This is a genomic window from Mesohalobacter halotolerans (genome assembly GCF_006120725.1).
In the GTDB taxonomy this organism is placed as follows: Bacteria; Bacteroidota; Bacteroidia; order Flavobacteriales; family Flavobacteriaceae; genus Psychroflexus; species Psychroflexus halotolerans.
Genome location: NZ_SWMU01000004.1, coordinates 32,924 through 56,632, shown reverse-complemented (window position 1 = coordinate 56,632; position 23,709 = coordinate 32,924). Strand labels below are relative to the sequence as shown.

General features: G+C 35.2%; 38 protein-coding genes. 2 read left to right on the top strand and 36 right to left on the bottom strand.

Annotated features, from left to right (window positions below; translation table 11 throughout):
• Positions 1–11 precede the first annotated feature (11 nt).
• Positions 12–377, top strand: a complete 366-nt coding sequence (locus FCN74_RS10135) for a CoA-binding protein (RefSeq protein WP_138932488.1) — start codon at positions 12–14, stop codon at positions 375–377.
• On the opposite strand, the gene FCN74_RS10130 is transcribed toward FCN74_RS10135, so the two are convergent.
• The 4 genes from FCN74_RS10130 to eno all read right to left on the bottom strand — a co-directional run bounded on the left by FCN74_RS10130 (position 351) and on the right by eno (position 5,241).
• Positions 351–1,787: a sodium:solute symporter gene (locus tag FCN74_RS10130; RefSeq protein WP_138932647.1), complete on the bottom strand. Its 1,437-nt coding sequence runs from the start codon at positions 1,785–1,787 to the stop codon at positions 351–353. The two genes, FCN74_RS10135 and FCN74_RS10130, sit on opposite strands and share 27 nt — an antisense overlap.
• Positions 1,788–1,972: 185 nt before the next feature.
• On the bottom strand, positions 1,973–2,485 hold the full coding sequence (gene azu / locus FCN74_RS10125) for an azurin (protein WP_138932487.1): 513 nt from the start codon (positions 2,483–2,485) through the stop codon (positions 1,973–1,975).
• Between the two features lie 17 nt (positions 2,486–2,502).
• Complete coding sequence (locus tag FCN74_RS10120; RefSeq protein WP_138932486.1) at positions 2,503–3,789, bottom strand: citrate synthase; 1,287 nt, start codon at positions 3,787–3,789, stop codon at positions 2,503–2,505.
• A gap of 156 nt (positions 3,790–3,945) precedes the next feature.
• The gene (eno, locus tag FCN74_RS10115; protein WP_138932485.1) at positions 3,946–5,241 is read right to left on the bottom strand and encodes a phosphopyruvate hydratase; all 1,296 of its coding nucleotides are present in this window, start codon (positions 5,239–5,241) and stop codon (positions 3,946–3,948) included.
• A 214-nt stretch (positions 5,242–5,455) separates the two neighbouring features.
• Here eno and FCN74_RS10110 point away from each other — a divergent pair, with 214 nt between their 5' ends.
• Positions 5,456–5,974, top strand: coding sequence for a fasciclin domain-containing protein (locus tag FCN74_RS10110; RefSeq protein WP_138932484.1), 519 nt, complete (start codon positions 5,456–5,458; stop codon positions 5,972–5,974).
• Positions 5,975–6,024: 50 nt separating this feature from the next.
• Here the strand turns inward: FCN74_RS10110 and carA are convergent, their stop codons facing one another.
• From carA to rpsG, 32 genes are all read right to left on the bottom strand, one after another.
• Positions 6,025–7,128 carry a glutamine-hydrolyzing carbamoyl-phosphate synthase small subunit gene (carA, locus tag FCN74_RS10105; RefSeq protein WP_138932483.1) on the bottom strand — a complete coding sequence of 368 codons (1,104 nt, stop codon included), beginning with the start codon at positions 7,126–7,128 and terminating at the stop codon, positions 6,025–6,027.
• A 75-nt stretch (positions 7,129–7,203) separates the two neighbouring features.
• Positions 7,204–7,806 carry a 50S ribosomal protein L17 gene (gene rplQ / locus FCN74_RS10100; protein ID WP_138932482.1) on the bottom strand — a complete coding sequence of 201 codons (603 nt, stop codon included), beginning with the start codon at positions 7,804–7,806 and terminating at the stop codon, positions 7,204–7,206.
• Positions 7,807–7,820: 14 nt separating this feature from the next.
• A complete protein-coding gene (locus tag FCN74_RS10095) occupies positions 7,821–8,813 on the bottom strand; it encodes a DNA-directed RNA polymerase subunit alpha (protein WP_138932481.1) in 993 nt (330 codons plus the stop codon).
• Between the two features lie 20 nt (positions 8,814–8,833).
• Complete coding sequence (gene rpsD, locus FCN74_RS10090; RefSeq protein ID WP_138932480.1) at positions 8,834–9,439, bottom strand: 30S ribosomal protein S4; 606 nt, start codon at positions 9,437–9,439, stop codon at positions 8,834–8,836.
• A 69-nt stretch (positions 9,440–9,508) separates the two neighbouring features.
• The gene (rpsK, locus tag FCN74_RS10085) at positions 9,509–9,892 is read right to left on the bottom strand and encodes a 30S ribosomal protein S11 (protein ID WP_138932479.1); all 384 of its coding nucleotides are present in this window, start codon (positions 9,890–9,892) and stop codon (positions 9,509–9,511) included.
• A 2-nt stretch (positions 9,893–9,894) separates the two neighbouring features.
• On the bottom strand, positions 9,895–10,269 hold the full coding sequence (rpsM, locus tag FCN74_RS10080; RefSeq protein WP_138932478.1) for a 30S ribosomal protein S13: 375 nt from the start codon (positions 10,267–10,269) through the stop codon (positions 9,895–9,897).
• Between the two features lie 2 nt (positions 10,270–10,271).
• Positions 10,272–10,388: a type B 50S ribosomal protein L36 gene (gene ykgO, locus FCN74_RS10075; RefSeq protein WP_015361145.1), complete on the bottom strand. Its 117-nt coding sequence runs from the start codon at positions 10,386–10,388 to the stop codon at positions 10,272–10,274.
• Between the two features lie 4 nt (positions 10,389–10,392).
• Positions 10,393–10,608 carry a translation initiation factor IF-1 gene (infA, locus tag FCN74_RS10070; RefSeq protein WP_138932477.1) on the bottom strand — a complete coding sequence of 72 codons (216 nt, stop codon included), beginning with the start codon at positions 10,606–10,608 and terminating at the stop codon, positions 10,393–10,395.
• 2 nt (positions 10,609–10,610) lie between these two features.
• A complete protein-coding gene (secY, locus tag FCN74_RS10065; protein WP_138932476.1) occupies positions 10,611–11,954 on the bottom strand; it encodes a preprotein translocase subunit SecY in 1,344 nt (447 codons plus the stop codon).
• A 10-nt stretch (positions 11,955–11,964) separates the two neighbouring features.
• Positions 11,965–12,417 (bottom strand): 50S ribosomal protein L15, encoded by a 453-nt coding sequence (rplO, locus tag FCN74_RS10060; protein WP_138932475.1) that lies wholly within the window; start codon positions 12,415–12,417, stop codon positions 11,965–11,967.
• Positions 12,418–12,424: 7 nt separating this feature from the next.
• Complete coding sequence (gene rpmD, locus FCN74_RS10055; protein ID WP_138932474.1) at positions 12,425–12,607, bottom strand: 50S ribosomal protein L30; 183 nt, start codon at positions 12,605–12,607, stop codon at positions 12,425–12,427.
• A gap of 12 nt (positions 12,608–12,619) precedes the next feature.
• Positions 12,620–13,144, bottom strand: a complete 525-nt coding sequence (gene rpsE / locus FCN74_RS10050; RefSeq protein WP_138932473.1) for a 30S ribosomal protein S5 — start codon at positions 13,142–13,144, stop codon at positions 12,620–12,622.
• A gap of 4 nt (positions 13,145–13,148) precedes the next feature.
• On the bottom strand, positions 13,149–13,499 hold the full coding sequence (gene rplR / locus FCN74_RS10045; protein ID WP_138932472.1) for a 50S ribosomal protein L18: 351 nt from the start codon (positions 13,497–13,499) through the stop codon (positions 13,149–13,151).
• Between the two features lie 2 nt (positions 13,500–13,501).
• Positions 13,502–14,044: a 50S ribosomal protein L6 gene (gene rplF, locus FCN74_RS10040; RefSeq protein WP_138932471.1), complete on the bottom strand. Its 543-nt coding sequence runs from the start codon at positions 14,042–14,044 to the stop codon at positions 13,502–13,504.
• Positions 14,045–14,064: 20 nt separating this feature from the next.
• The gene (gene rpsH, locus FCN74_RS10035; protein ID WP_138932470.1) at positions 14,065–14,463 is read right to left on the bottom strand and encodes a 30S ribosomal protein S8; all 399 of its coding nucleotides are present in this window, start codon (positions 14,461–14,463) and stop codon (positions 14,065–14,067) included.
• 16 nt (positions 14,464–14,479) lie between these two features.
• Positions 14,480–14,749, bottom strand: coding sequence for a 30S ribosomal protein S14 (gene rpsN, locus FCN74_RS10030; protein ID WP_138932469.1), 270 nt, complete (start codon positions 14,747–14,749; stop codon positions 14,480–14,482).
• 1 nt (position 14,750) lies between these two features.
• A complete protein-coding gene (gene rplE, locus FCN74_RS10025) occupies positions 14,751–15,302 on the bottom strand; it encodes a 50S ribosomal protein L5 (RefSeq protein WP_138932468.1) in 552 nt (183 codons plus the stop codon).
• A gap of 2 nt (positions 15,303–15,304) precedes the next feature.
• Complete coding sequence (gene rplX / locus FCN74_RS10020) at positions 15,305–15,619, bottom strand: 50S ribosomal protein L24 (protein WP_138932467.1); 315 nt, start codon at positions 15,617–15,619, stop codon at positions 15,305–15,307.
• 10 nt (positions 15,620–15,629) lie between these two features.
• Complete coding sequence (rplN, locus tag FCN74_RS10015; RefSeq protein ID WP_138932466.1) at positions 15,630–15,998, bottom strand: 50S ribosomal protein L14; 369 nt, start codon at positions 15,996–15,998, stop codon at positions 15,630–15,632.
• Positions 15,999–16,000: 2 nt separating this feature from the next.
• Positions 16,001–16,258 carry a 30S ribosomal protein S17 gene (rpsQ, locus tag FCN74_RS10010; RefSeq protein WP_138932465.1) on the bottom strand — a complete coding sequence of 86 codons (258 nt, stop codon included), beginning with the start codon at positions 16,256–16,258 and terminating at the stop codon, positions 16,001–16,003.
• 12 nt (positions 16,259–16,270) lie between these two features.
• Positions 16,271–16,462 carry a 50S ribosomal protein L29 gene (rpmC, locus tag FCN74_RS10005; protein WP_138932464.1) on the bottom strand — a complete coding sequence of 64 codons (192 nt, stop codon included), beginning with the start codon at positions 16,460–16,462 and terminating at the stop codon, positions 16,271–16,273.
• Positions 16,463–16,470: 8 nt separating this feature from the next.
• Positions 16,471–16,890, bottom strand: a complete 420-nt coding sequence (gene rplP, locus FCN74_RS10000; RefSeq protein WP_138932463.1) for a 50S ribosomal protein L16 — start codon at positions 16,888–16,890, stop codon at positions 16,471–16,473.
• 12 nt (positions 16,891–16,902) lie between these two features.
• Complete coding sequence (gene rpsC / locus FCN74_RS09995) at positions 16,903–17,616, bottom strand: 30S ribosomal protein S3 (RefSeq protein WP_138932462.1); 714 nt, start codon at positions 17,614–17,616, stop codon at positions 16,903–16,905.
• A gap of 6 nt (positions 17,617–17,622) precedes the next feature.
• A complete protein-coding gene (gene rplV, locus FCN74_RS09990) occupies positions 17,623–18,030 on the bottom strand; it encodes a 50S ribosomal protein L22 (protein WP_138932461.1) in 408 nt (135 codons plus the stop codon).
• Between the two features lie 12 nt (positions 18,031–18,042).
• Positions 18,043–18,315, bottom strand: coding sequence for a 30S ribosomal protein S19 (gene rpsS, locus FCN74_RS09985; RefSeq protein WP_138932460.1), 273 nt, complete (start codon positions 18,313–18,315; stop codon positions 18,043–18,045).
• A 2-nt stretch (positions 18,316–18,317) separates the two neighbouring features.
• Positions 18,318–19,142 (bottom strand): 50S ribosomal protein L2, encoded by an 825-nt coding sequence (rplB, locus tag FCN74_RS09980; RefSeq protein ID WP_138932459.1) that lies wholly within the window; start codon positions 19,140–19,142, stop codon positions 18,318–18,320.
• A 9-nt stretch (positions 19,143–19,151) separates the two neighbouring features.
• Positions 19,152–19,442, bottom strand: a complete 291-nt coding sequence (gene rplW / locus FCN74_RS09975) for a 50S ribosomal protein L23 (protein ID WP_138932458.1) — start codon at positions 19,440–19,442, stop codon at positions 19,152–19,154.
• Between the two features lie 2 nt (positions 19,443–19,444).
• Positions 19,445–20,074, bottom strand: a complete 630-nt coding sequence (rplD, locus tag FCN74_RS09970; RefSeq protein WP_138932457.1) for a 50S ribosomal protein L4 — start codon at positions 20,072–20,074, stop codon at positions 19,445–19,447.
• Complete coding sequence (rplC, locus tag FCN74_RS09965; RefSeq protein ID WP_138932456.1) at positions 20,074–20,688, bottom strand: 50S ribosomal protein L3; 615 nt, start codon at positions 20,686–20,688, stop codon at positions 20,074–20,076. The genes rplD and rplC overlap by 1 nt, the downstream gene beginning before the upstream one ends.
• A 25-nt stretch (positions 20,689–20,713) precedes the next feature.
• Complete coding sequence (gene rpsJ / locus FCN74_RS09960) at positions 20,714–21,019, bottom strand: 30S ribosomal protein S10 (RefSeq protein ID WP_125087413.1); 306 nt, start codon at positions 21,017–21,019, stop codon at positions 20,714–20,716.
• A gap of 10 nt (positions 21,020–21,029) precedes the next feature.
• Positions 21,030–23,144 (bottom strand): elongation factor G, encoded by a 2,115-nt coding sequence (gene fusA, locus FCN74_RS09955; RefSeq protein ID WP_138932455.1) that lies wholly within the window; start codon positions 23,142–23,144, stop codon positions 21,030–21,032.
• 5 nt (positions 23,145–23,149) lie between these two features.
• Positions 23,150–23,626 (bottom strand): 30S ribosomal protein S7, encoded by a 477-nt coding sequence (rpsG, locus tag FCN74_RS09950; protein WP_138932454.1) that lies wholly within the window; start codon positions 23,624–23,626, stop codon positions 23,150–23,152.
• Positions 23,627–23,709: the final 83 nt, after the last annotated feature.

The window sequence follows — 23,709 nt, the reverse complement described above, 5'->3', positions numbered from 1 at the left end:
ATCAATAATTTATGTTGAAAACATTAATCATCGGCGCCTCTGATAAACCTCAACGTTATGCTTACAAAGCTTTACAACTTCTTCAAAAACATAATCATGAGGTTTTTGCTGTCGGTCGTAGAGAAATGAATATAGATGGGGTTAAAGTGCATAAGGATAAACCGGATTTTAATGAAATTCATACCGTTACCCTTTATCTCAATGCTAAAAATCAAATAGACTATTACGAATATATTATCAGTTTAAAGCCCCGGCGTGTAATTTTTAATCCTGGAACCGAAAATCCAGACTTTTATCCTAAGCTTAGAGCTGAAAACATCAAAATTGAAGAAGCCTGTACTTTAGTTTTATTATCGACGAATCAGTATGAGCCCTAAAAAAGTCAATAAACCATTTAAAATTAAAATGAAAAAACCAAATTCAAAACCAAACCAGCTTAAAGCATTCACACTAATTGTATAAGATAAAATAGGGGAGAGAATTGCAACCAGAGGCACTAATTTGTCTTTGATTTTTGTTGAGGTAAACATGCCAAAAGCATATAGCCCTAAAAGCGGTCCGTAGGTATAGCCTGCAAACTCAAACAACTTATTAATGACACTTTTGTCGCTTATGGCATATTGAAAAATTAACATTACAAGAATTAAAATTAATGAAATTGCAACATGCGTTAACTTTCTGATTTTAACTTGTTTATGCTTTGGATATCTGTTTTCAATATCTAAAATATCAATGCTAAAAGAGGTTGTTAGTGAAGTTAATGCACTATCTGCGCTTGAGTAGGCTGCTGCTATGAGACCTAATAAAAAGAAAACAGCTACTGCAATACCTAATTCACCTTGCATGGCAATGGCAGGAAACAAGTCATCTTTTTGCGCACTGATACCATTATTATTGGCATAATTTGTTAATAATAAGCCTAGAAATAAAAATAAAAAGTTGACCACGGTCAAAATAATGGTAAACGAAAATATATTCTTTTGAGCATCTTTTAGATTTTTACAGGTTAGATTTTTTTGCATCATATCTTGGTCTAGCCCTGTCATGACGATAGCGATAAATGCACCGGATAAAAATTGTTTAAAAAAGAAATCAGAAGAACGCCAATCTTCAAAAAAGAAAATTTTGGCTTGGGTATTTTCACTCAAATATGCGGGAATATCACCGACTGAAATATCGAAATTTTGCAATAAAAAAACGATGGAAACCCCTAACGCCAATAACATAAACAAAGTTTGTAAACTGTCTGTCCAAACAATGGTTTTAATCCCGCTTTTAAACGTGTAAACCCATATCAACAGGATAGTGATAGTTACCGTGACATAAAACGGCACGCCTAAACTATCAAAGACAATTAATTGCAACACGCCAGCGACTAAAAACAATCTAAAACTTGCACCAACAATACGTGATAGTAGAAAAAATGACGCTCCTGTTTTATAAGCGTAAAATCCAAAGCGCTGGTCGAGATAGGTGTAAATTGAAGTCAAATTCAATCGGTAATATAAAGGCATCAACACCAGACTGATGACGGCATAACCAATAGTATAGCCCAGAACCACTTGAAAATAGCTAAATGCTGAAAATTCTACCGTTCCTGGAATAGAGATAAAAGTAATGCCGCTGAGTGATGCACCTATCATGCCAAAAGCCACCAGATACCAAGGTGACTTATTGTTAGCTTTAAAAAATTCGGCGTTGCTCCCAGTTTTATTAGTTAAAAAAGAAATACCAATTAAAACAACAAAATATCCTGCAATGAGGAGTAAAATAAATGTAGGACTCAGCATCTATAAAATTATGTGGACAAATTTAGGGATAAAATAGGAATCTGAAACAAGTTCAGATTGACAGGTTAAATGTAATCTGAAACAAGTTCAGATTGACAAAGAAAATCTAATTTGAAACGAGTTCAGATTGATTGAAAAAATGAAATTTGAAACAAGTTCAGATGGACTGTGGGAGTTGAAAACTATTCAACAATAAATTTTCCTTGCATTAAAGCTACATGACCCGGGAAACTACATATAAAATCATACACTCCTTTTTTGGGTGCATCAAATGTAATAGAGGTTTGTTCGCCACCACCAATCATTTTTGTATGCACAATAACATTTTCAGTATTTTCAGGAATGTAATCGTTATCTTTTGCGGCTACTGCACGTGAGGCAAAATCGTTGATATTTGTCTCTGGTTCAAGTAAAACAAAGTTATGACCCATAACGTTTACATCGAGTTCTCCTATATGTTTTAACGTCAATTTGACCTTATCTCCAGCTTTGACTTTAATTTGTTTTAAGTTAAAACGCATTTGATCATTGCCTGTTAATAGAATTTCTGTTACGCCATCTTCTGCTTCTTGTTGTTCAGATGTAGGTTGATTAATTTTTATAGATTGTTTCTCTTCTTTTTTATCATCTGTAGAATTGCCACAAGAGGTTACTATTAAAAGTAACAACAAAAAAGAAATATTACTCAATTTCATAAGTAGGTTTTTTATTTTTAGTTATGTCTTTCATCAATGTCTACATATGGCCTATGGTTTTCACCGGTATAAATTTGTCTTGGTCTTCCAATAGGTTCTTTCATGAGGCGCATTTCTCTCCATTGAGCAATCCAGCCTGGAAGTCTACCTAAGGCAAACATAACGGTAAACATTTCAGTAGGGATACCAAGTGCTCTATAAATTATACCTGAGTAGAAGTCAACATTTGGATATAACTTTCGCTTGACAAAATAATCATCTTCAAGAGCTTCTTTTTCTAATCCTTTAGCAATATCAAGGACAGGGTCTTCAATTCCTAAATCGCCTAAAACTTCATCAGCAGATTTTTTAATGATTTTTGCTCTTGGGTCAAAGTTTTTGTAAACGCGGTGTCCAAAGCCCATTAACCTGAATGGGTCTTCTTTATCCTTTGCTTTTTGCATGTATTTTTTAGAGTCACCACCATCTTCTTTGATGCCCTCTAGCATTTCAATCACTGCCTGGTTTGCACCGCCGTGTAGTGGTCCCCATAAGGCTGCAACTCCAGCAGAAATAGAAACGAATAACCCGGCGTGTGACGAACCAACAATTCTTACTGTAGAAGCAGAGCAGTTTTGCTCATGGTCGGCGTGAAGTATTAAAAGTTTATTTAAAGCCGATGCTACCACAGGATTTATCTTATAATCTTCGTTTGCCTTTTTAAACATCATTTTAAGGATATTTTCTACATATCCTAAAGAGCTATCTCCATAGTCTAATGGTTGTCCTGTTCGTTTTCTCAAGGCCCAAGCACATAGCACAGGAAATTTGGCAAGTATTTTGACTATAGATTTGTACATATCTTCTTCAGAACTCACATCTACAGATGAGGGATTGAATGCAATTAAAGCACTTGTCAGCGATGACACAACGCCCATAGGATGTGCAGAGCGTGGGAATCCATCGAGAATTTTTTTCATTTCTTCATCAACATAAGATTCGTCTTTGATATCTTGGTGAAATTTATCAAGCTCTTGTTGAGAGGGTAATTCTCCAAAAATTAATAAATACGCCACTTCAAGAAAGCTGGCATTTTCTGCTAAGTCTTCAATTGAATATCCACGATAACGCAAAATACCCTGTTCACCATTTAAGAATGTAATTGCACTTTCGCAAGATCCCGTGTTTTTAAAACCTCTATCTAAGGTAATCAAACCCCCTGAAGCACTTCTTAAACTAGAGATGTCTATACCGTGTTCATTTTCTGTACCAACAGTTACAGGTAATTCGTATTGTTTTCCGTCAAATTCAATTTTAGCAGTCATATGTAATATTTTATAAAATTTTTATTGATTATCTTCAAATATAACGAATGAATTGTTAAATAGGCGTTAAGCTGAAACACAAAAAAACCTATTCAACTTAAGTTATCGTTAAAAGTAAGCAGAATAGGTTTTTTAAAAAATGATTTCAATCAAGTTTTAATGAACTTCTATCTTAAAGGCTTCAATACCTGGAAAATATGCAGTTTGTCCTAGCTCTTCCTCAATTCTTAATAGTTGATTGTATTTTGCCATTCTATCACTTCTTGATGCTGATCCAGTTTTTATTTGGCCAGTGTTCAATGCGACGGCTAGATCTGCGATAGTGTAATCTTCAGTTTCGCCAGAGCGATGAGACATCACAGCTGTATAGCCTGCATTTTTGGCCATATTTACAGCTGCAATTGTTTCGGTGAGTGTTCCGATTTGATTCACTTTGATTAATATAGAATTTGAAATGCCTTCATTTATCCCTTTAGATAGTCTTTCAACGTTGGTGACAAATAAATCGTCTCCAACAAGTTGAACACGATCTCCAACAAGATCGGTCAGCATTTTAAAACCATCCCAATCATTTTCATCCATTCCGTCTTCTACAGATATTATAGGATATTTTTCGGTTAGATTAGCAATATATTTGGCTTGTTCTTCAGAAGTTCTAACCTGACCTGAGTCGCCTTCAAATTTTTTATAATTGTATTTGCCATCTTCATAAAACTCTGCTGCTGCACAGTCTAAGGCAATCATCACTTCATCTCCAAACTTATAACCAGCATTTTCTACGGCTTGTTTTATGGAGTCTAATGCATCTTCAGTACCGTCTAACTCTGGTGCAAAACCTCCTTCATCACCAACAGCTGTTGATAAACCACGCTTTTTCAGTACTTTTTTTAGATTGTGAAATATTTCAGTTCCCATTTGCATGGCATGAGTAAAGCTTGAGGCTTTTACGGGCATAATCATAAATTCCTGAAAAGCAATTGGTGCATCACTATGCGAGCCACCATTAATAATATTCATCATAGGTACAGGAAGTGTGTTAGCTGAAACACCACCTATATATCTATAAAGCGGGAGTTGTAATTCGTTGGCAGCAGCTTTAGCAACTGCTAATGATACTCCAAGTATTGCGTTTGCACCGAGTTTTGCTTTATTAGGTGTTCCATCAAGTTCTATTAAATATTCGTCAATTTCAGTTTGTTCAAAAATGGAATAACCCAATAGTTTATCACCAATTAAATTATTGACATTGTCAACAGCTTTTGAAACCCCTTTGCCCATATAAGATTCGTCTCCATCCCTTAGCTCTACGGCTTCATGTTCGCCAGTAGATGCGCCGGATGGGACGGCAAATCGACCAAGTACTCCGGTTTCTGTTGTTACATCGACTTCTAAAGCAGGATTACCTCTAGAATCAAAAATTTGTCTTGCGTGTATGTCTAAAATTGTACTCATTTTGTTTGATTTTAAGAGTATGCAATTTACGAAATTATAAAAGATAAAATGATAATATAAAATCAATATTTTAAGACCGATTTGAACTTAAAAGATTGATAAGATAAAAATAGTCTTAAACGTTTTGTGTATTGAAGTTAAATTAATTAAAATAATGAGAATTAAAGATACAATTTAACTATCTATGTATTATATCTAATAAATATATATTGTTATGAAAAAAATGATTAAAAGTACCAGTTTAATTGCAATGTTAATTTTTGCGACATCTGTGAATGCACAGAAATCTTCTTATGATATTGTAAAAAATGCTGCAAGTATTGACGATTTTTCCACACTTGTAACTGCTGTAAAAGCTGCTGAATTGGTCGACGTACTCCAGTCGAAAGGCCCATTTACAGTCTTTGCTCCAACAAATGATGCATTTGGGAAGTTACCTAAAGAAACTTTAAGTAACCTACTAAAGCCTGAAAACAAAACCACTTTACAAAAGGTATTGACATACCATGTTGTCAAAGGAAATTTAATGGCTTCTGATGTATTAACTGCCGTAAAGAAAAATGGTGGTAAATTAAAAGTTGAAACAGTAAGTGGCGACAGTTTTACAGTTACAACAAAAAATGATAGTGCTGTAATTATGGATGCCAAAGGAAATACTTCTACAATAATAAAGACCGATGTTAAATCATCTAATGGTGTAATTCACGTTATTGATACTGTGATATTACCATAAGTTTTGTATTCATTTAAATAAAAGGCGGCTAAAAAGCCGCCTTTTTTCGTTTATGCTGAGTAAATTTTAAAAAAATCATCAAATAGATAATTGGCATCATTAGGACCAGGTCCAGCTTCAGGGTGATATTGAACAGAAAAGCATTTTTTGCCTTTAAGTTTAAATCCAGCCAAAGTTTGATCGTTAAGATGTAAGTGAGTAATTTCAACACCAGAATGACTTTCTGCTTCATCTTTATTAACAGCAAACCCATGGTTTTGTGATGTAATTTCAGATTTTCCTGTAACTAAATTCATTACAGGATGATTAATACCTCGGTGGCCGTGGTGCATTTTAAACGTTGAAATTCCTTGAGATAAAGCAATAACTTGATGACCTAAACAAATACCGAAAGTAGGAATATTTTGTTCTATGGCTTTTTTTGCAAGTTTAACTGCAGATTTTAAAGGTTGAGGGTCACCGGGACCATTAGATAAAAATATGGCATCAGGCTTAAAAGACATCAAATCTTCAATACTGCTATTGTATGGAAACACTTTCAAGTAGGCTTCTCTTTCAGCCAAATATTTTAGAATATTAGTTTTAACGCCTAAATCTAAAACTGCGATTTTATAGTTTGAATTGTTGTTTCCAAAAAAATAAGGTTTACTGGTAGAAACTTTTGAAGCTAATTCAAGACCGTCCATCTTAGGATATTCTTCTAATTTCTTTTTTAAATTGTCAATATCGTCTATTTGAGTTGATATTACAGCATTCATTGCACCATGTTTTCTAATGTGTCTAACTAAAGCTCTAGTGTCTATGTCTGATATTGCAAAGAGTTTAGATTGATTTAAAAATTCTTCAAGCGATTGATCAGATGAAGGACGAGATGGGTTATAGCTGAAATTTTTACAAATAAGACCAGCAATTTTTGGAGAATCTGATTGATTTTCTTCTTTGTGTACCCCATAGTTGCCAATATGAGCATTAGTAGTTACCATAAGTTGCCCGTGATAAGATGGGTCTGTAAATATTTCTTGATAACCCGTCATACCTGTATTAAAACATATCTCTCCAAAGGCGGTATTCTGGTTATTTGAAACAGCTTTTCCATTAAATTGAGTACCATCTTCTAAAATAAGTATGGCATCTTTCTTTTTGTAGTATCTCATGATATTTTAAATATAAAAAAAGGGATAAACATTAAATTTATCCCTTAAAATTAGTAAATATAATTGATTTGATAATTATTTTTTCTCGTCATCTTTAGTTTGGTTTTTTTCTTCAGATGATTTCTCCTGTGTTTTAGGGTCTTCCGATTTAGTTTTTACAGAATCATTAGGCTTTCTATCCTCGGTTTTTTTATGCTTAGATTCATCATCGTGAGAAGCAGACTTATCCTTTGTTTTACTAGTTTCTGCTTGGCTAGTCGTTTTTTTACCAGCACGACGTGTTGATTTTTTCTTCTTTTTGCCTTTAGGGCTGTAAATTTCATTAAAATCTACTATTTCGATCATGGCCATCTCAGCGGCATCTCCAAGACGATTACCAAGTTTTATAACTCTCGTATATCCACCTGGCCTAGATGCTACTTTTGGTGCGACTTCTCTAAATAATTCTGCAACAGCATATTTATCTCTAAGTTTTGAAAAAACGATACGTCTGTTGTGGGTAGTATCAGTTTTTGACTTGGTAATTAGAGGTTCAACAAAAGTTCTCAATGCTTTTGCTTTTGCCGTTGTAGTATTAATTCTCTTGTGTTCTATAAGAGAGCAAGCCATATTAGCCAGCATAGATTTTCTATGGGCAGACTTGCGACTTAAGTGATTAAATTTCTTTCCGTGTCTCATTTTAAATTAATTTTCTAGTCTTTATCAAGGTTATAGCGTGTTAAATCCATACCAAAGTCAAGACCTTTATTGCTTACCAACTCTTCAAGTTCACTTAATGATTTCTTACCAAAGTTTCTAAATTTCATCAAATCATTTTTGTTGTAAGAAACTAAGTCTCCTAAAGTTTCAACTTCAGCGGCTTTCAAACAGTTTAAAGCTCTTACAGATAAATCAAGATCAGCAAGTTTAGATTTGAGTAGTTGTCTCATGTGAAGCGCTTCTTCATCGTAAGTTTCTGTCTGAGCCATTTCTTCAGTCTCGAGCGTAATTCTTTCGTCGGAGAACAACATAAAGTGGTGTATTAATGTTTTTGCAGCTTCAGTCAGAGCATCTTTAGGGTGGATAGAACCATCAGTTACAATTTCAAAAACTAATTTTTCATAATCGGTTTTTTGCTCTACCCTGTAATTTTCAATGCTGTATTTAACATTTTTGATTGGGGTATAAATTGAATCTGTAAATATCGTCCCTAAAGGCGCTTCATCTTTTTTATTGTCTTCAGCTGAAACGTAACCTCTTCCTTTTTCTATTGTGATTTGCATGTTTAAAGATACTTTTTTATCCATATTACAAATCACGTGTTCAGGATTTAATACCTGAAACCCGGAAAGGTGTTTTTGAAAATCACCAGCAGTAAGTTGATCTTGATTAGAAACGCTGATTACCGCAGATTCTGTATCATTATCTTCAATTTGTTGTTTGAACCTTACTTGCTTAAGATTGAGTATGATTTCAGTAACGTCTTCAACTACGCCTGAAATTGTCGAAAACTCATGCTCAACGCCCTCAATTTTAATAGATGTTATTGCAAAACCTTCTAGAGAAGATAATAGGACTCGTCTTAATGCATTACCTACGGTAAGACCATATCCTGGTTCTAAAGGTCTAAACTCAAATATACCTTCAAACTCAGAGGAGTCAATCATAATTACTTTATCGGGCTTCTGAAAATTGAATAATGCCATAGTGTTGTAGTATCTAATTATTATTTAGAGTATAATTCGACGATAAACTGTTCGTTTATGTTTTCTGGAATTTGTGTTCTTTCAGGAACACTTACGAAAGTGCCTTCTTTCTTTTCAGAGTTCCAGCTTAACCATTCATAAACAGCTGAAGAGTTTGAAAGAGACTCTTCAATAACGCTTAATGATTTAGATTTTTCTCTAACACCAATAACGTCATTAACTTTTACTTGATAAGAAGGGATATTTACAATTTCACCATTGATGGTGATGTGTTTATGAGAAACCAATTGTCTTGCACCACTTCTAGAAGGCGATAATCCAAGTCTGTAGACAACGTTATCTAAGCGTTTTTCACACATCTGAAGTAAGACTTCACCTGTAATGCCTTTTGCACTATTGGCTTTTTCAAACATATTTCTGAATTGTCGCTCTAATATACCGTAAGTATATTTTGCCTTTTGCTTTTCCATCAATTGGATAGCATATTCAGATTTTTTACCACGTCTTCTATTGTTACCGTGTTGGCCAGGTGGATATTTTTTCTTTTCAAACGATTTGTCATCGCCGAAAATGGGCTCGCCAAATTTACGAGCAATTTTAGTTTTAGGACCAGTGTATCTTGCCATTGTATTTTATTTAGATTTACAGGTTATGAATTAAGGTCTTTCCTTCGATAACCAAATTTTATGATCAAATTAAACGCGTCTTCTTTTTGGTGGACGACAACCATTGTGTGGGATAGGAGTAACGTCGATAATCTCTGTCACTTCAACACCTGAATTATGCAAAGCTCTTATTGCAGATTCTCTTCCATTACCAGGACCTTTAACGAAAACTTTTACTTTTCTAAGACCTGCTTCGTGGGCAACTTTGCTTGCGTCTTCTGCAGCCAATTGAGCAGCATAAGGTGTATTTTTCTTACTTCCTCTAAAACCCATTTTTCCAGCTGAAGACCATGAGATTACCTCACCATTATTATTGGTAAGCGATACAATAATATTATTAAATGAGGCAAAAATATGAGCTTCGCCAAATGCATCTGTTGTGACTTTACGCTTTTTTGTATTAGATTTAGCCATGATTACTTAGTTACTTTTTTCTTATTAGCTACAGTCTTTCTTCTCCCTTTACGGGTACGAGAGTTGTTTTTGGTACGCTGTCCTCTTAGGGGTAAACCAGATCTATGTCTAACACCTCTAAAGCAGCCAATATCCATAAGGCGCTTGATGCTCATTTGGGTTTGTGATCTTAATTCACCTTCTATAGTAAATTGCGACACAGCATTACGAACACCCGATATGTCTGCATCATCCCAATCAGAGACTTTCTTATTAGGATCTACTTTTGCGTCTTCAAGAATTCTATGAGCTCTTGATTTACCTATTCCATAAATATAAGTGAGCGCTATCACGCCTCTTTTTTGTTTTGGGATATCTACACCTGCGATTCTTGCCATAACTAACCTTGTCTTTGTTTAAACTTTGGGTTCTTTTTATTGATCACATAAAGGCGACCTTTACGTCTTACAATTTTGCAATCTGCACTTCTCTTTTTGATTGATGCTCTTACTTTCATAATTTTAGTATCTATAAGTTATACGTCCTTTAGTTAAATCGTAAGGACTCATTTCTAATTTGACTTTATCACCTGGTAAGAGTTTAATATAATGCATTCTCATCTTACCGGATATATGAGCTGTAACAATATGCTCATTTTCTAGTTCTACTCTAAACATCGCATTTGATAATGCTTCTACGATTGTTCCGTCTTGTTCTATTGAGGGTTGTTTAGCCATAGTTATGCAACTGCTTTTCTGTTTTTACCTGATTTCATTAATCCGTCGTAATGCTTATTCAACAAATAAACATTGACTTGATCTATAGTATCAATAGCAACGCCAACCATTATCAACAATGATGTCCCGCCAAAAAATAGAGCCCATCCTGCTTGAACATCTAGTAATGAGACAATAACGGCAGGAAAGACTGCAATGATTGCTAAAAATACTGAACCTGGTAATGTGATTTGAGACATGATTTTATCTAAATATTCGGCGGTTTCGGTTCCAGGTCGAATACCAGGTATAAAACCACCACTTCTTTTAAGGTCATCAGCCATTTTGTTGGTTGGGACTGTAATAGCTGTATAAAAATAAGTGAAAATAATGATGAGTAGTCCAAAAACAATGTTGTACCATAGACCGAACATGTCGTTGAATTCCGCAGCTATACCTTTTGCAGTAGCGGTGTCAGATAATCCAGCTAACGCAGCCGGAACAAACATAATCGCTTGTGCAAAAATGATAGGCATTACACCAGAAGCATTTAACTTTAATGGTATAAACTGTCTTGCACCACCAAAAATATTTTTCTCATATTTACCAGAAGCGTTTTTTCTTGCGTATTGAACCGGTATCTGTCTAACCGCCTTTACCAAATAAACTGAAGCTAGTATAATAATAAACCAGATGACGAGTTCAATTAAAATAAGAATGAGACCACCGGAGCCATCATCCCCAACTCTTGAAGATAATTCTTGTGCGAAGGATTGAGGCAAACGTGCAATAATACCTACCATGATGAGGAGAGAAATACCGTTACCTACGCCTTTGTCTGTAATTTTTTCACCTAACCACATAGCGAAAATACAACCAGAAGTTAGAATAATTACAGCCGATGTAATAAATAATGTATCGCTCTGGACCATAAAGGCACCACTTGGGAGAATATTATATAGATTGTAAATGTAACCAGGACCTTGTACTAAAGTAATACCAATAGTTAACCAACGTGTGATTTGCGTAATTTTTTTGGTTCCACTTTCACCTTCTTTTTGAAGTTTTTGTAAATAGGGGATAGCAATAGTCATTAACTGCACAACAATAGATGCAGAAATATAAGGCATGATACCCAATGCAAAAACTGAAGCATTAGAAAATGCACCACCGGTAAATGCATTAAGCAAACCTAAAATACCATCTTCCGTTTGGCTACCTAAGTTCGCTAATTGAGATGCATCTACACCAGGAAGTACGACTTGTGCTCCAAATCTGTAAACGATTAATAAGCCCAAGGTCAGAAGGATTCTGTTCTTGAGCTCTTCTATTTTCCAAATATTTTTTATCGTTTCAATAAATTGCATTGACTAAATATTATAGTGTTATAGCTTCGCCTCCCGCTTTCTCAATAGCTTCTTTTGCTGTTTTAGAAAACTGGTGAGCTTTGACTTTCAATTTGGTTTCAATTTCGCCATTACCTAAAATCTTAACCAAATCTTTTTTCTTTACAAGACCTAATGATACTAATGTTTCCTTATCTACTGAATCTTTTATTTTTTTATTATCAGCCAAGGCTTGTAAATCTGATAGATTAACAGGTTTATATTGAACACGATTCCTATTGGTGAAACCAAATTTAGGTATACGTCTCTGTAATGGCATTTGACCGCCTTCGAAACCAATTTTTTTGGAATAACCAGATCTTGATTTAGCACCTTTATGACCACGTCCAGCTGTATCTCCTGTACCAGAACCTTCTCCACGTCCAAGACGTTTTGTTTTACCCTTTACAGATCCTTTAGCTGGTTTTAATTCATGTAATTTCATAGTAATCTTATTTGATCTTTTCAACACTTACCAAATGGTTGACTTTGTCAATCATACCCAAAATATTTGGTGTATCTTGATGTTCAACACTTTGACCTATTTTTTTTAAACCTAAGGCTTCAAGAGTTAACTTTTGCTGTTTGGTTCTCTTGATTGCACTTTTTGTTTTTGTAACTAATATTTTTGACATTTTCAAAAGCTATTATCCGTTAAATACTTTATCGATTGATATTCCTCTTTGCTTGGCTACAGTATCAACATTTCTCAATTGTAATAAAGCATCAAAAGTTGCCTTTACAACATTATGTGGATTTGTAGAACCTTGGTTTTTGGACAATACGTCATGTACACCAACAGATTCAAGTACTATCCTAGTAGGACCACCTGCAATAACTCCTGTACCTTCAGATGCTGGAAACAAAGAGACTTTTGCGCCCGCATACTTACCTTTTTGTTCGTGAGGAAGAGTACTTTTGTTTAGTGGAATTCTCACCAAGTTTTTCTTGGCATCTTCTACTGCTTTAGCAATGGCGTCAGCCACTTCTTTAGATTTACCTAAACCGTGACCAACAACACCGTTTTCATCTCCTACGACTACAATGGCTGAAAAACCAAATGCACGACCACCTTTGGTAACTTTAGTCACACGTTGTACGCCAACAAGTTTATCTTTTAGATCTAAACCTCCTGGTTTTACAAATTCTACATTTTTATAATCTTGATACATATACTTAAAATTTTAATCCACCTTCTCTGGCTCCTTCAGCCAATGATTTGATTCTACCATGATATAAATACCCACTTCTATCAAAAGCGACTTCTTTAATATCTAATTTTGCTGCTTTTTCTGCAATAGCTTTTCCAACAGCTTTCGATCTTTCAACCTTTGGTTTATCTTTAGATACATCAGTTCTTGAAGACGCAGATGCTAATGTGTTTCCATTTACATCATCTATGAGTTGAGCATAAATCTCAAAATTACTTCTGTAAACAGATAGTCTTGGCTTAGATGCTGTACCTTTTATTGTTCTTCTGATTCTTTGATGAATCTTTTTTCTTCTTTTTTGTTTAGAAAATCTCATAATTATGCTGATTTACCTGCTTTTCTTCTTATGTATTCACCAACATACTTGATTCCTTTCCCTTTATAAGGTTCAGGTTTTCTGTAGGATCTTATTTTTGCAGCGACTTGACTTACAAGTTGCTTGTCATGTGATGTGAGTTTGATGAGTGGATTTTTCCCTTTTTCAGTAACGGTTTCGACCTTAATTTCTGGTGCCAACTGCATGACGATATTGTGAGAAAATCCAATAGCTATATCCAATTTTTGTCCTTGGTTTGATGCTCGGTAACCCACACCAACCAGTTCTAGTTCTTTGGTGTATCCTTCAGTCACGCCTTTTATCATATTGTTAATGAGTGCTCTGTATAAACCGTGCTTAGATTTAATATTTTTGTTATCATTTGGGCGTTCAATGATAATTTCATTGTCTTCCTGCTTGACTTTGACGTCCTCAAATTTTTGAGTCAGTTCACCAAGTTTACCTTTTATGGATATAGAGTTGTCCTCGAGTTTAACCTCAACACTTTCTGGTATTTTAACTGGACTATTTCCTATTCTAGACATAACTAATCTTTTATTCTATATTAATATACGTAACAAAGTAATTCGCCACCAACATTATTCCTTTGGGCTTGTTTGCCTGTCATTAAACCTTTAGACGTGGATACGATAGATATTCCAAGTCCGTTAAGTATACGAGGTATTTCGTCGTGGCCAGCGTATTTTCTAAGACCAGGAGTACTGATACGCTGAATTTTCTTAATCACTGGTTCTTGACTAAGTTTATCATATTTTAAGGCTATTTTTATAATACCTTGTTTATCATCGTCGATAAACTTATAACTTAATATAAAACCTTGGTCAAAAAGAATTTTTGTCATTTCTTTCTTAAGGTTAGAGGCAGGGATTTCTGTCGTTCTATGACCGGCAGCTACTGCGTTTCTAACTCTGGTTAAATAATCTGATACAGGATCTAAATTCATTTTTACTACTTTTAAATTACCAGCTTGCTTTTTTAACTCCTGGGATTAAACCTTTGTTTGCCATTTCTCTAAACATGACTCTAGAGATTCCAAATGTTCTGATATAACCTTTAGGTCTTCCTGTAAGTTTACAGCGATTGTGTAATCTCACCGGAGATGAGTTTTTTGGAAGTTTTTGTAATGCTTCATAATCACCTTCTTCTTTTAGGCGTTTACGTTTTTCAGCATATTTCTCTACTAATTTTTCGCGTTTTACTTCGCGCGCTTTCATTGATTCTTTAGCCATATTAATTCTTTTTAAAAGGCAAACCCAATTCTGTTAATAATGCTTTTGCTTCTTTATCGGTATTGGCAGATGTCACAAAAGTGATGTCCATACCAGATATACGATTTACTTTATCAATATTAATTTCAGGAAAAATGATTTGTTCAGTTATTCCTAAGTTATAATTTCCTCTTCCGTCAAAACCATCAGGTTTTATCCCGTTAAAATCTCTTACTCGAGGTAGAGCAGAAGTAATGAGCCTATCTAAAAACTCATACATTCTGTGACCTCTAAGTGTGACCTTAGCACCGATTGGCATCCCTTTTCTTAACTTAAAAGATGCTACGTCTTTCTTTGACATGGTCGGTACAGCTTTTTGACCAGCAATTCTCGATAATTCATCTACTGCGTGGTCAATCAGTTTTTTGTCTGCGATAGCTTCTCCAACACCTCTACTCAAAACTATTTTTTGAAGTTTTGGGGTTTCCATAGTATTGGAATAGCTAAATTCCTTAACAAGATTCTTCTTGACTCTTGTCTGATATTCTTCTTTTAATCTAGGTACATATTCCATAACTAGCTTATTACTTCTTTAGTTTTAGTTGAAACCCTTACTTTCTTATCGTCTTGGATTTCGTAACGAACACGCGTCGGGTTTCCATTTTTATCTGTCAGTGCCACATTAGATATATGAATAGGAGCTTCTTTTTCTTGAATGCCACCTTGTGGATTCTGTGCACTTGGTTTTAAGTGTTTCTTAATCATATTTACCGATTCAACAATCACTTTATCAGAATCGTATAATACTTTTAATACCTTTCCTTCTTGGCCTTTGTTTTCACCAGTAATGACTTTTACGGTATCTCCAGTTTTAATTTTATACTTTTTCATCCTTATAATTTTAAAGCACTTCTGGTGCTAATGAAACAATTTTCATGAACTTATTTTCTCTCAGTTCTTTTGCAACCGGTCCAAAAACACGAGTTCCTCTCATCTCACCAGTAGGATCTAATAACACGCATGCGTTGTCGTCAAATCTGATGTAAGAGCCATCTGGTCTTCTCACTTCTTTATTGGTTCTAACGATTACTGCTGTAGAAACTGCACCTTTCTTTATACTGCCATTTGGTGTTGCTTCTTTTACACTAACAACAACTTTATCACCGACACTGGCATACCTTTTTTTGGTACCACCTAATACTCTTATGACCAAAACTTGTTTGGCACCTGTATTGTCGGCTACTCTTAATTTTGATTCTTGTTGTACCATAATTATTTAGCTCTTTCAATTATATCAACTAATCTCCAACGCTTTGTTTTGCTCAGAGGTCTTGTTTCCATTATTTTTACTGTATCGCCTTCGTTACAGGTCTCCTTCTCATCGTGAGCGACATATTTTTTTGTTTTAAGAACGAACTTCCCATAGATGGGATGCTTAATTTTTTTGACTTCAGACACGACAATTGATTTAAGCATTTTATTGCTTGTGACAATTCCGATTCGTTCTTTCCTTAGATTTCTTTTTTCCATTATTATGAGGAATTAAACTAAATTTCTTTTGCTGATTTCCGATTTCATTCTCGCAACAGATCTTCTCAAAGTTCTGATTTGCATTGGGTTTTCCAATGGTGTTAAAGTATGAGCCATCTTAAGCTCAGTTATTTTTTGTTTGGTTGATTCCATTGTTTCAACCAAATCAGCATCGGATAACTTTAATATTTCAGATTGTTTCATAATCGTTTTTATTGTTGATAATCTCTAGCGACAACAAATTTTGTTTTTACAGGCAATTTTTGTGCTGCCAGTCTTAATGCTTCTTTTGCTATTTCTTGACTTACACCACCAATCTCAATCATAATTCTTCCCGGCTTGACAACTGCAGCATAATATTCTACAGCACCTTTACCTTTACCCATTCTTACCTCAAGTGGTTTTTTTGTTATAGGCTTATCTGGAAATATCTTTATCCATAAACTACCGTCTCTTTTCATAAATCTGGTTGCAGCAATTCTGGCTGCCTCAATTTGACGAGCCGTAATAAAAGAAGCGTCTAAAGACTTTAACCCAAATGTTCCATTAGATAGCCTATGACCTCTACTAGAATTGCCTTTCATTCGACCTTTCTGCTGCTTTCGGTATTTAGTTTTCTTTGGTTGTAACATGCTTACAATATTTTATTTTCTACGTCTAGATCTTGAACGATTAGACTTAGTATTTTTTCCTCCTTTTTTCTGTAACCCAACTAATGGTGATAATTCTCTTTTACCATAAACTTCACCTTTCATAATCCAAACCTTAATGCCTAATCTACCATAAGTTGTATGAGCTTCAACTAGAGCATAATCTATATCTGCTCTAAAGGTTGATAATGGAATTCTTCCTTCTTTATAGGATTCAACACGTGCCATTTCAGCACCGTTAAGTCTGCCAGCAATTTGAATTTTTATTCCCTCTGCGTTCATTCTCATGGTTGCAGATATAGCCATCTTTATAGCTCTTCTGTATGAAATTCTATTTTCTACTTGTCTCGCAATACTCGAAGCCACTAAATGAGCATCTAGTTCAGGTCTTTTGATTTCAAAAATGTTAACTTGAACTTCCTTATTAGTAATTTGCTTGAGTTCCTCTTTGAGTTTATCAACTTCTTGACCGCCTTTTCCAATAATTATACCTGGTCTGGCTGTAGTTATTGTAACCGTAACGATTTTAAGCGTGCGCTCAATAATCACTCGTGAAACACTAGCTTTTATCAATCTAGCGTGGATATATTTTCTTATCTTATCATCTTCTGCAATATTGTCGCCATAATCATCACCACCATACCAGTTGGATTCCCAACCTTTAATGATGCCTAATCTATTTCCTATCGGGTTTGTTTTCTGTCCCATATTTTTTTAACTTTCTAAATTGTTGTTTTCACCTAAAACTAAGGTTACATGATTTGAACGTTTTCTGATTCTATGTGCTCTACCTTGTGGTGCTGGTCTCAGTCTTTTAAGCATTCTGGCGCTATCTACTTTTATTTCTTTAATAAATAAACCAGCTTGTTCGATATCTGCATCTTCATTCTTCTGTTGCCAGTTAGCAATAGCTGAAAGTAAAAGTTTTTCCACACGTTGTGCAGCTTCTTTTTTACTAAATTTTAAGACTTGCAAGGCTTTTTCAACTTCCATACCTCTTACTAGATCAGTCACTAATCTCATCTTTCTTGGTGAAGTAGGGCAATTGTTCAATTTAGCAAAAGCCAAATTGGACTTACTTTCTTTTATAGCATCAGCACGTTGTTTTTTTCTAACTCCCATGATAGTCTATTGTTACTTTTTGTTTTTAGCTAAGGTGTGTCCTCTAAATGTACGTGTTGGTGAAAACTCACCAAGTTTGTGACCTACCATATTTTCAGTAATAAATACCGGCACGAATTGCTTACCATTATGTACGCCAATTGTTTGACCTACAAAATCTGGTGTTATCACAGATGCTCTTGACCAAGTTTTAATTACTGATTTCTTTCCTGACTCTACATTTTGAGCCACTTTTCTTTCTAATTTGTAATGAACGTAAGGTCCTTTTTTGAGTGATCTTGCCATGATTATTTATTTTTACGTTCTAAGATATGTTTGTTACTTGATTTGGTTAAAGATCTGGTTTTAAATCCTTTTGCAGGAACCCCTTTACGTGATCTAGGATGACCGCCAGAAGCTCGTCCTTCACCACCGCCCATTGGGTGATCTACAGGGTTCATAACAACAGGTCTTGTTCTCGGCCTTCTACCTAACCAACGACTTCTTCCAGCTTTTCCGCCAATGAGTAATTGATGATCACTGTTAGAAACTGCACCAACCATTGCCTTACAGTCAGAAAGTATCAATCTAGTTTCACCAGAAGGCAATTTAATCGTTACATACTTTCCTTCTTTGGCAGTGAGCTGAGCAAATGTTCCTGCACTTCTTACCATAACAGCGCCTTTACCTGGCACAAGCTCTATGCAAGATATTATTGAACCAAATGGGATGTTAGATAGTGGCAAGGCATTGCCAATGTCTGCTGCGGCTTTGTTGCCAGACTGAACCGTTTGACCAACTTTTAATCCACTAGGTGCAATAATATAGGCCTTTTCACCATCTTTGTACTGAATCAATGCTATGAATGCAGTACGGTTTGGGTCATATTCAATAGATTTTACCGTTGCAGGCATATCAGATTTATTTCTTTTAAAATCGATAATTCTGTAACGTTTTTTATGACCACCACCGCGATAGCGCATAGTCATTTTTCCTTGGTTGTTTCGACCACCAGATTTTTTTATCGGAGCAAGCAAAGACTTTTCCGGCTTGTCAGTTGTGATGGTGTCGAATCCATTTACAATTTTAAATCGCTGACCTGGCGTTATTGGTTTTAGTTTTTTTACAGGCATGTCTTAAAATTAAAGATTACTGTATAAATCAATAGTATCACCTTCAGAGACTTGTACAATCGCTTTTTTCAAAGCATCTGTTGTTCCTGTAACCATCCCTGTTTTAGTATACTTTGTTTTAACTGTTGGTTTAATATTCATTGTTCTCACTTTATCAACAGTAACGCCATAAGTACTTTCAACAGCCTCTTTGATTTGAACTTTATTGGCTTTATTATCCACAAAAAAAGAGAAGCGATTGTTTAACTCACTATCTTCTGTAGCTTTTTCTGTTATAATAGGTTTAATTAAAATACTCATAGCTATTGATTCAAGTTTTGTTCTAAATATTCTATTACCGACTCAGATAATACCAAAACATCGTTATTTAAAATCGTGTAAGTATTTAATTCTGAGGCTGTTAAGACCTTATGTCTCTTCAAATTACGGGACGACAAATATACATTATTATTTGCATCTGCAAACACAAAAACCGATTTTTTATTTTCAAGTTTCAAATTTTCTAAAACATTTAAAAACTCTTTAGTTTTTGGGTTATCGAAAGTGAAGTTTTCAACAACTAATAATTCTTTGTCGTTTGTTTTTTGAGATAGGGCAGAAGCTCTTGCTAGGCGCTTCAATTTCTTATTCAATTTAAAACGATAATTTCTTGGTTGAGGACCAAATACACGACCACCGCCTTTGAAGATAGGTGATTTAATACTCCCGGCTCTGGCTGTTCCTGTCCCTTTTTGTTTTTTAATTTTTCGAGTACTTCCTTTGATTTCAGCTCTCTCCTTAGCCTTATGCGTACCTTGTCTTCTGCTGGCAAGATGTTGTTTTACATCTAGATAAACAGCGTGATCATTTGGTTCAACACCAAATACATCTTTAGAAAGGTTTACCGTTTTACCTGTTTTTTCTCCTTTTATGTCTAATACCTCTACTTTCATTATTTCTGAATTGTTAGGTAAGTGTTTTTATGGCCTGGGACGCATCCTTTAACCACAAGTAGATTTTTATCTTCTACAACTTTTAACACTTTAAGGTTAGTAACTTTTACTTTTTTATTTCCCATTTGGCCGCCCATTCTCATGCCTTTAAAAATCCTAGCAGGATAAGAAGCAGCGCCAACTGAACCAGGAGCTCTCAGCATACTTTGTTGACCGTGTGTTTGTTCAGAACCTCTAAATCCATGGCGTTTTACAACCCCTTGAAATCCTTTTCCTTTCGAGATTCCCGAAACATCTACAAACTCACCTTCTTTAAAGATGTCGACTGTAATTTGATCTCCTAATTTAAATTCGTCTTCATAATCTTGAAATTCGACAACTTTTCGTTTGACAGATGAATCCGCTTTTTTGAAATGGCCTTTTTCAGCCATGGTAGCGTTTTTGTCTGATTTGTCATCGAAACCAATTTGAAGCGCGTCATACCCGTCAACCTCACTGGTTCTGACTTGGGTAACTGTGCATGGCCCAGCTTGTATTACGGTACACGGAATGTTTTTTCCGTTTTCGTCATATAAGCTGGTCATACCTATTTTTTTTCCTAATAACCCAGACATTTGTTTATTGATTTAATTAAATTTATTATACTTTTATTTCAACTTCTACTCCACTTGGCAATTCTAACTTCATTAAAGCGTCAATTGTCTTAGATGAAGAGCTATAAATGTCTAACAATCGCTTGTAAGAATCTAACTGAAACTGCTCTCTAGCTTTTTTATTGACGTGAGGTGAACGTAACACTGTAAATATTTTCTTCTTTGTAGGAAGTGGAATTGGACCTGTGACTACGGCACCAGTGGTTTTAACTGTTTTTACAATCTTATCAGCTGATTTATCAACTAAATTGTGATCGTATGACTTTAATTTTATTCTAATTTTTTGACTCATTGTTCAAGTATTATTCGTTAGATGTCGTTCCTTTTGCTTCGGCTACTACTTGTTCTGAAACATTAGATGGTGTCTCTTCGTAATGAGAAAACTCCATTGTGGAAGTTGCTCTTCCAGACGATAATGTTCTTAAGGTTGTAACATATCCAAACATTTCAGAAAGAGGAACCACTGCTTTAATAATTTTGGCACCTGAACGATCGAACATGTCATTCACTTGTCCACGACGTTTGTTTAAGTCACCAACAATATCACCCATATTTTCTTCAGGTGTTACTACTTCTACTTTCATCATAGGTTCTAGAATTACAGCTCCAGCTGATTTTGCAGCTGTTTTATATCCTAACTTTGATGCTAGCTCAAAAGACAGTTGATCAGAATCTACAGGGTGGAAAGAGCCATCTTTTAAGGTGACCTTTAAACTATCCATTTGGAAACCAGCCAAGGGTCCATTTTTCATAGCTTCTTCAAATCCTTTCTGAACGGATGGAATGAATTCTTTAGGTATTCTACCACCTTTAATTTCATCTATAAACTGTAGCCCTTCTTCTTCAAATTCTTCATCAACAGGACCCATTTCAAATACGATGTCTGCAAATTTACCACGACCACCAGATTGCTTTTTGTAAACTTCTCTGTGACTTGCGGTTTTCTTTACAGCTTCTTTATACTCTACTTGTGGTTCACCAACATTGACTTCTACTTTAAATTCACGCTTCATTCTATCAATTAAGATATCCAGGTGTAATTCACCCATACCTGAGATGATAGTTTGTCCAGAGGCTTCATCAGTTTTGACAACAAATGTGGGGTCTTCTTCAGCAAGTTTTTGTAAAGCAACTCCCATTTTCTCAACATCAGCTTTAGTTTTAGGCTCAACTGCAATACCAATCACAGGTTTTGGGAATGTCATAGATTCTAAAACGATAGGGTGTTTTAAGTCGGTGAGGGTATCACCAGTTTTAATGTCTTTAAAACCAACTGCTGCTCCTATATCGCCAGCCTCAATCTTATCTATTGGTTCTTGCTTATTAGAATGCATTTGGTACATTCTAGAAATACGTTCTTTTTTACCTGATCGTGTGTTTAAAACATACGAACCTGCTTCAAGTGTACCTGAATAAGTTCTAAAGAAGGCTAATCGACCTACGTATGGATCTGTAGCAATTTTAAATGCTAATCCTGCAAAAGGGGATTCAACATTAGGTTTTCTACTTTCAACTTCAATAGTTTCAGGGTTAGTACCTTCAATAGCTTCAACATCTATTGGAGAAGGTAAGTACCTCATAACTGCATCGAGCATCGCCTGCACACCTTTGTTTTTAAATGCAGAACCACACATCATTGGTATGATAGACATATCAATAGTTGCCGCTCTAAGCGCAGCAATGATTTCGTCTTCGGTAATTGAAGTTTCATCTTCAAAAAACTTTTCCATCAATTCGTCATCATACTCGGCAACAGCTTCTACTAATTCTGCTCTGTATTTATCAACGGTTTCTTGAAGTTCTTCTGGAATATCAACTTCTTCGTAAGTCATACCCATATCTTCGTCATTCCAGATGATTGCTTTTTTGGATATAAGATCAACAACACCTTTAAAATCGGCTTCTTCACCAATTGGAACTTGTAAAGGAACCGGGTTACCACCAAGCATTTCTTTTACTTGATTACAAACCATAAAAAAGTCTGAACCTTGTCGGTCCATTTTATTTACAAATCCTAAACGTGGAACTTTATATTTATCAGCTTGTCTCCAAACCGTTTCTGACTGAGGTTCAACCCCATCAACAGCACTAAACAGCGCAACCACACCATCGAGTACGCGTAATGAACGCTCTACCTCAACGGTAAAGTCGACGTGACCTGGTGTGTCAATAATGTTGACGATATATTCCTTATCGCGGTATGGCCATGTACAGTGCGTAGCTGCAGACGTAATGGTAATACCACGTTCTTGTTCTTGCTCCATCCAGTCCATTGTTGCTGCACCGTCATGTACTTCACCTATTTTATGAGAAATACCTGTATAATATAATATTCTTTCGGTTGTTGTTGTTTTGCCAGCATCAATATGTGCTGCAATACCGATGTTTCTTGTGTATTTTAAATCTCTTTGTGCCATTATCTTTAGAATCTAAAATGTGAAAATGCTTTGTTAGCTTCTGCCATTCTATGCGTATCAACGCGTTTTTTTACAGCGGCTCCTTCTTCTTTAGCTGCTGCTAAAATTTCAGCTGCAAGTTTAGAAGGCATTGATTTTTCATTTCGCTTTCTTGCGAAAAGAATCAACCATTTCATCGCGGTTGAAACTTTACGGTCAGGTCTTATAGGTGTTGGGATTTGAAAAGTTGCACCACCAACACGACGGCTTCTAACTTCTACGTGAGGCATCACATTAGATAATGCATCCTTCCAAAGTTCTAAAGCTGTCTTTTCATCATCTTGTTTTTTCTCTTCAACAATTTCAATAGCTTGATAAAAAATATCAAAGGCTACAGATTTTTTGCCGTCCCACATCAACATATTCACAAAGCGTGTGACCAAAGGGTCATGAAATTTTGGATCGGGTATAATGGAACGTTTTTTTGCTAATCTTTTTCTCATGTCTTTTTTGAGTTTTTAGTTTATAGTTGATGTTTACTCGTTGTTAAATCCTAATCTTAAGATTGTTTTGAACACGTAATATT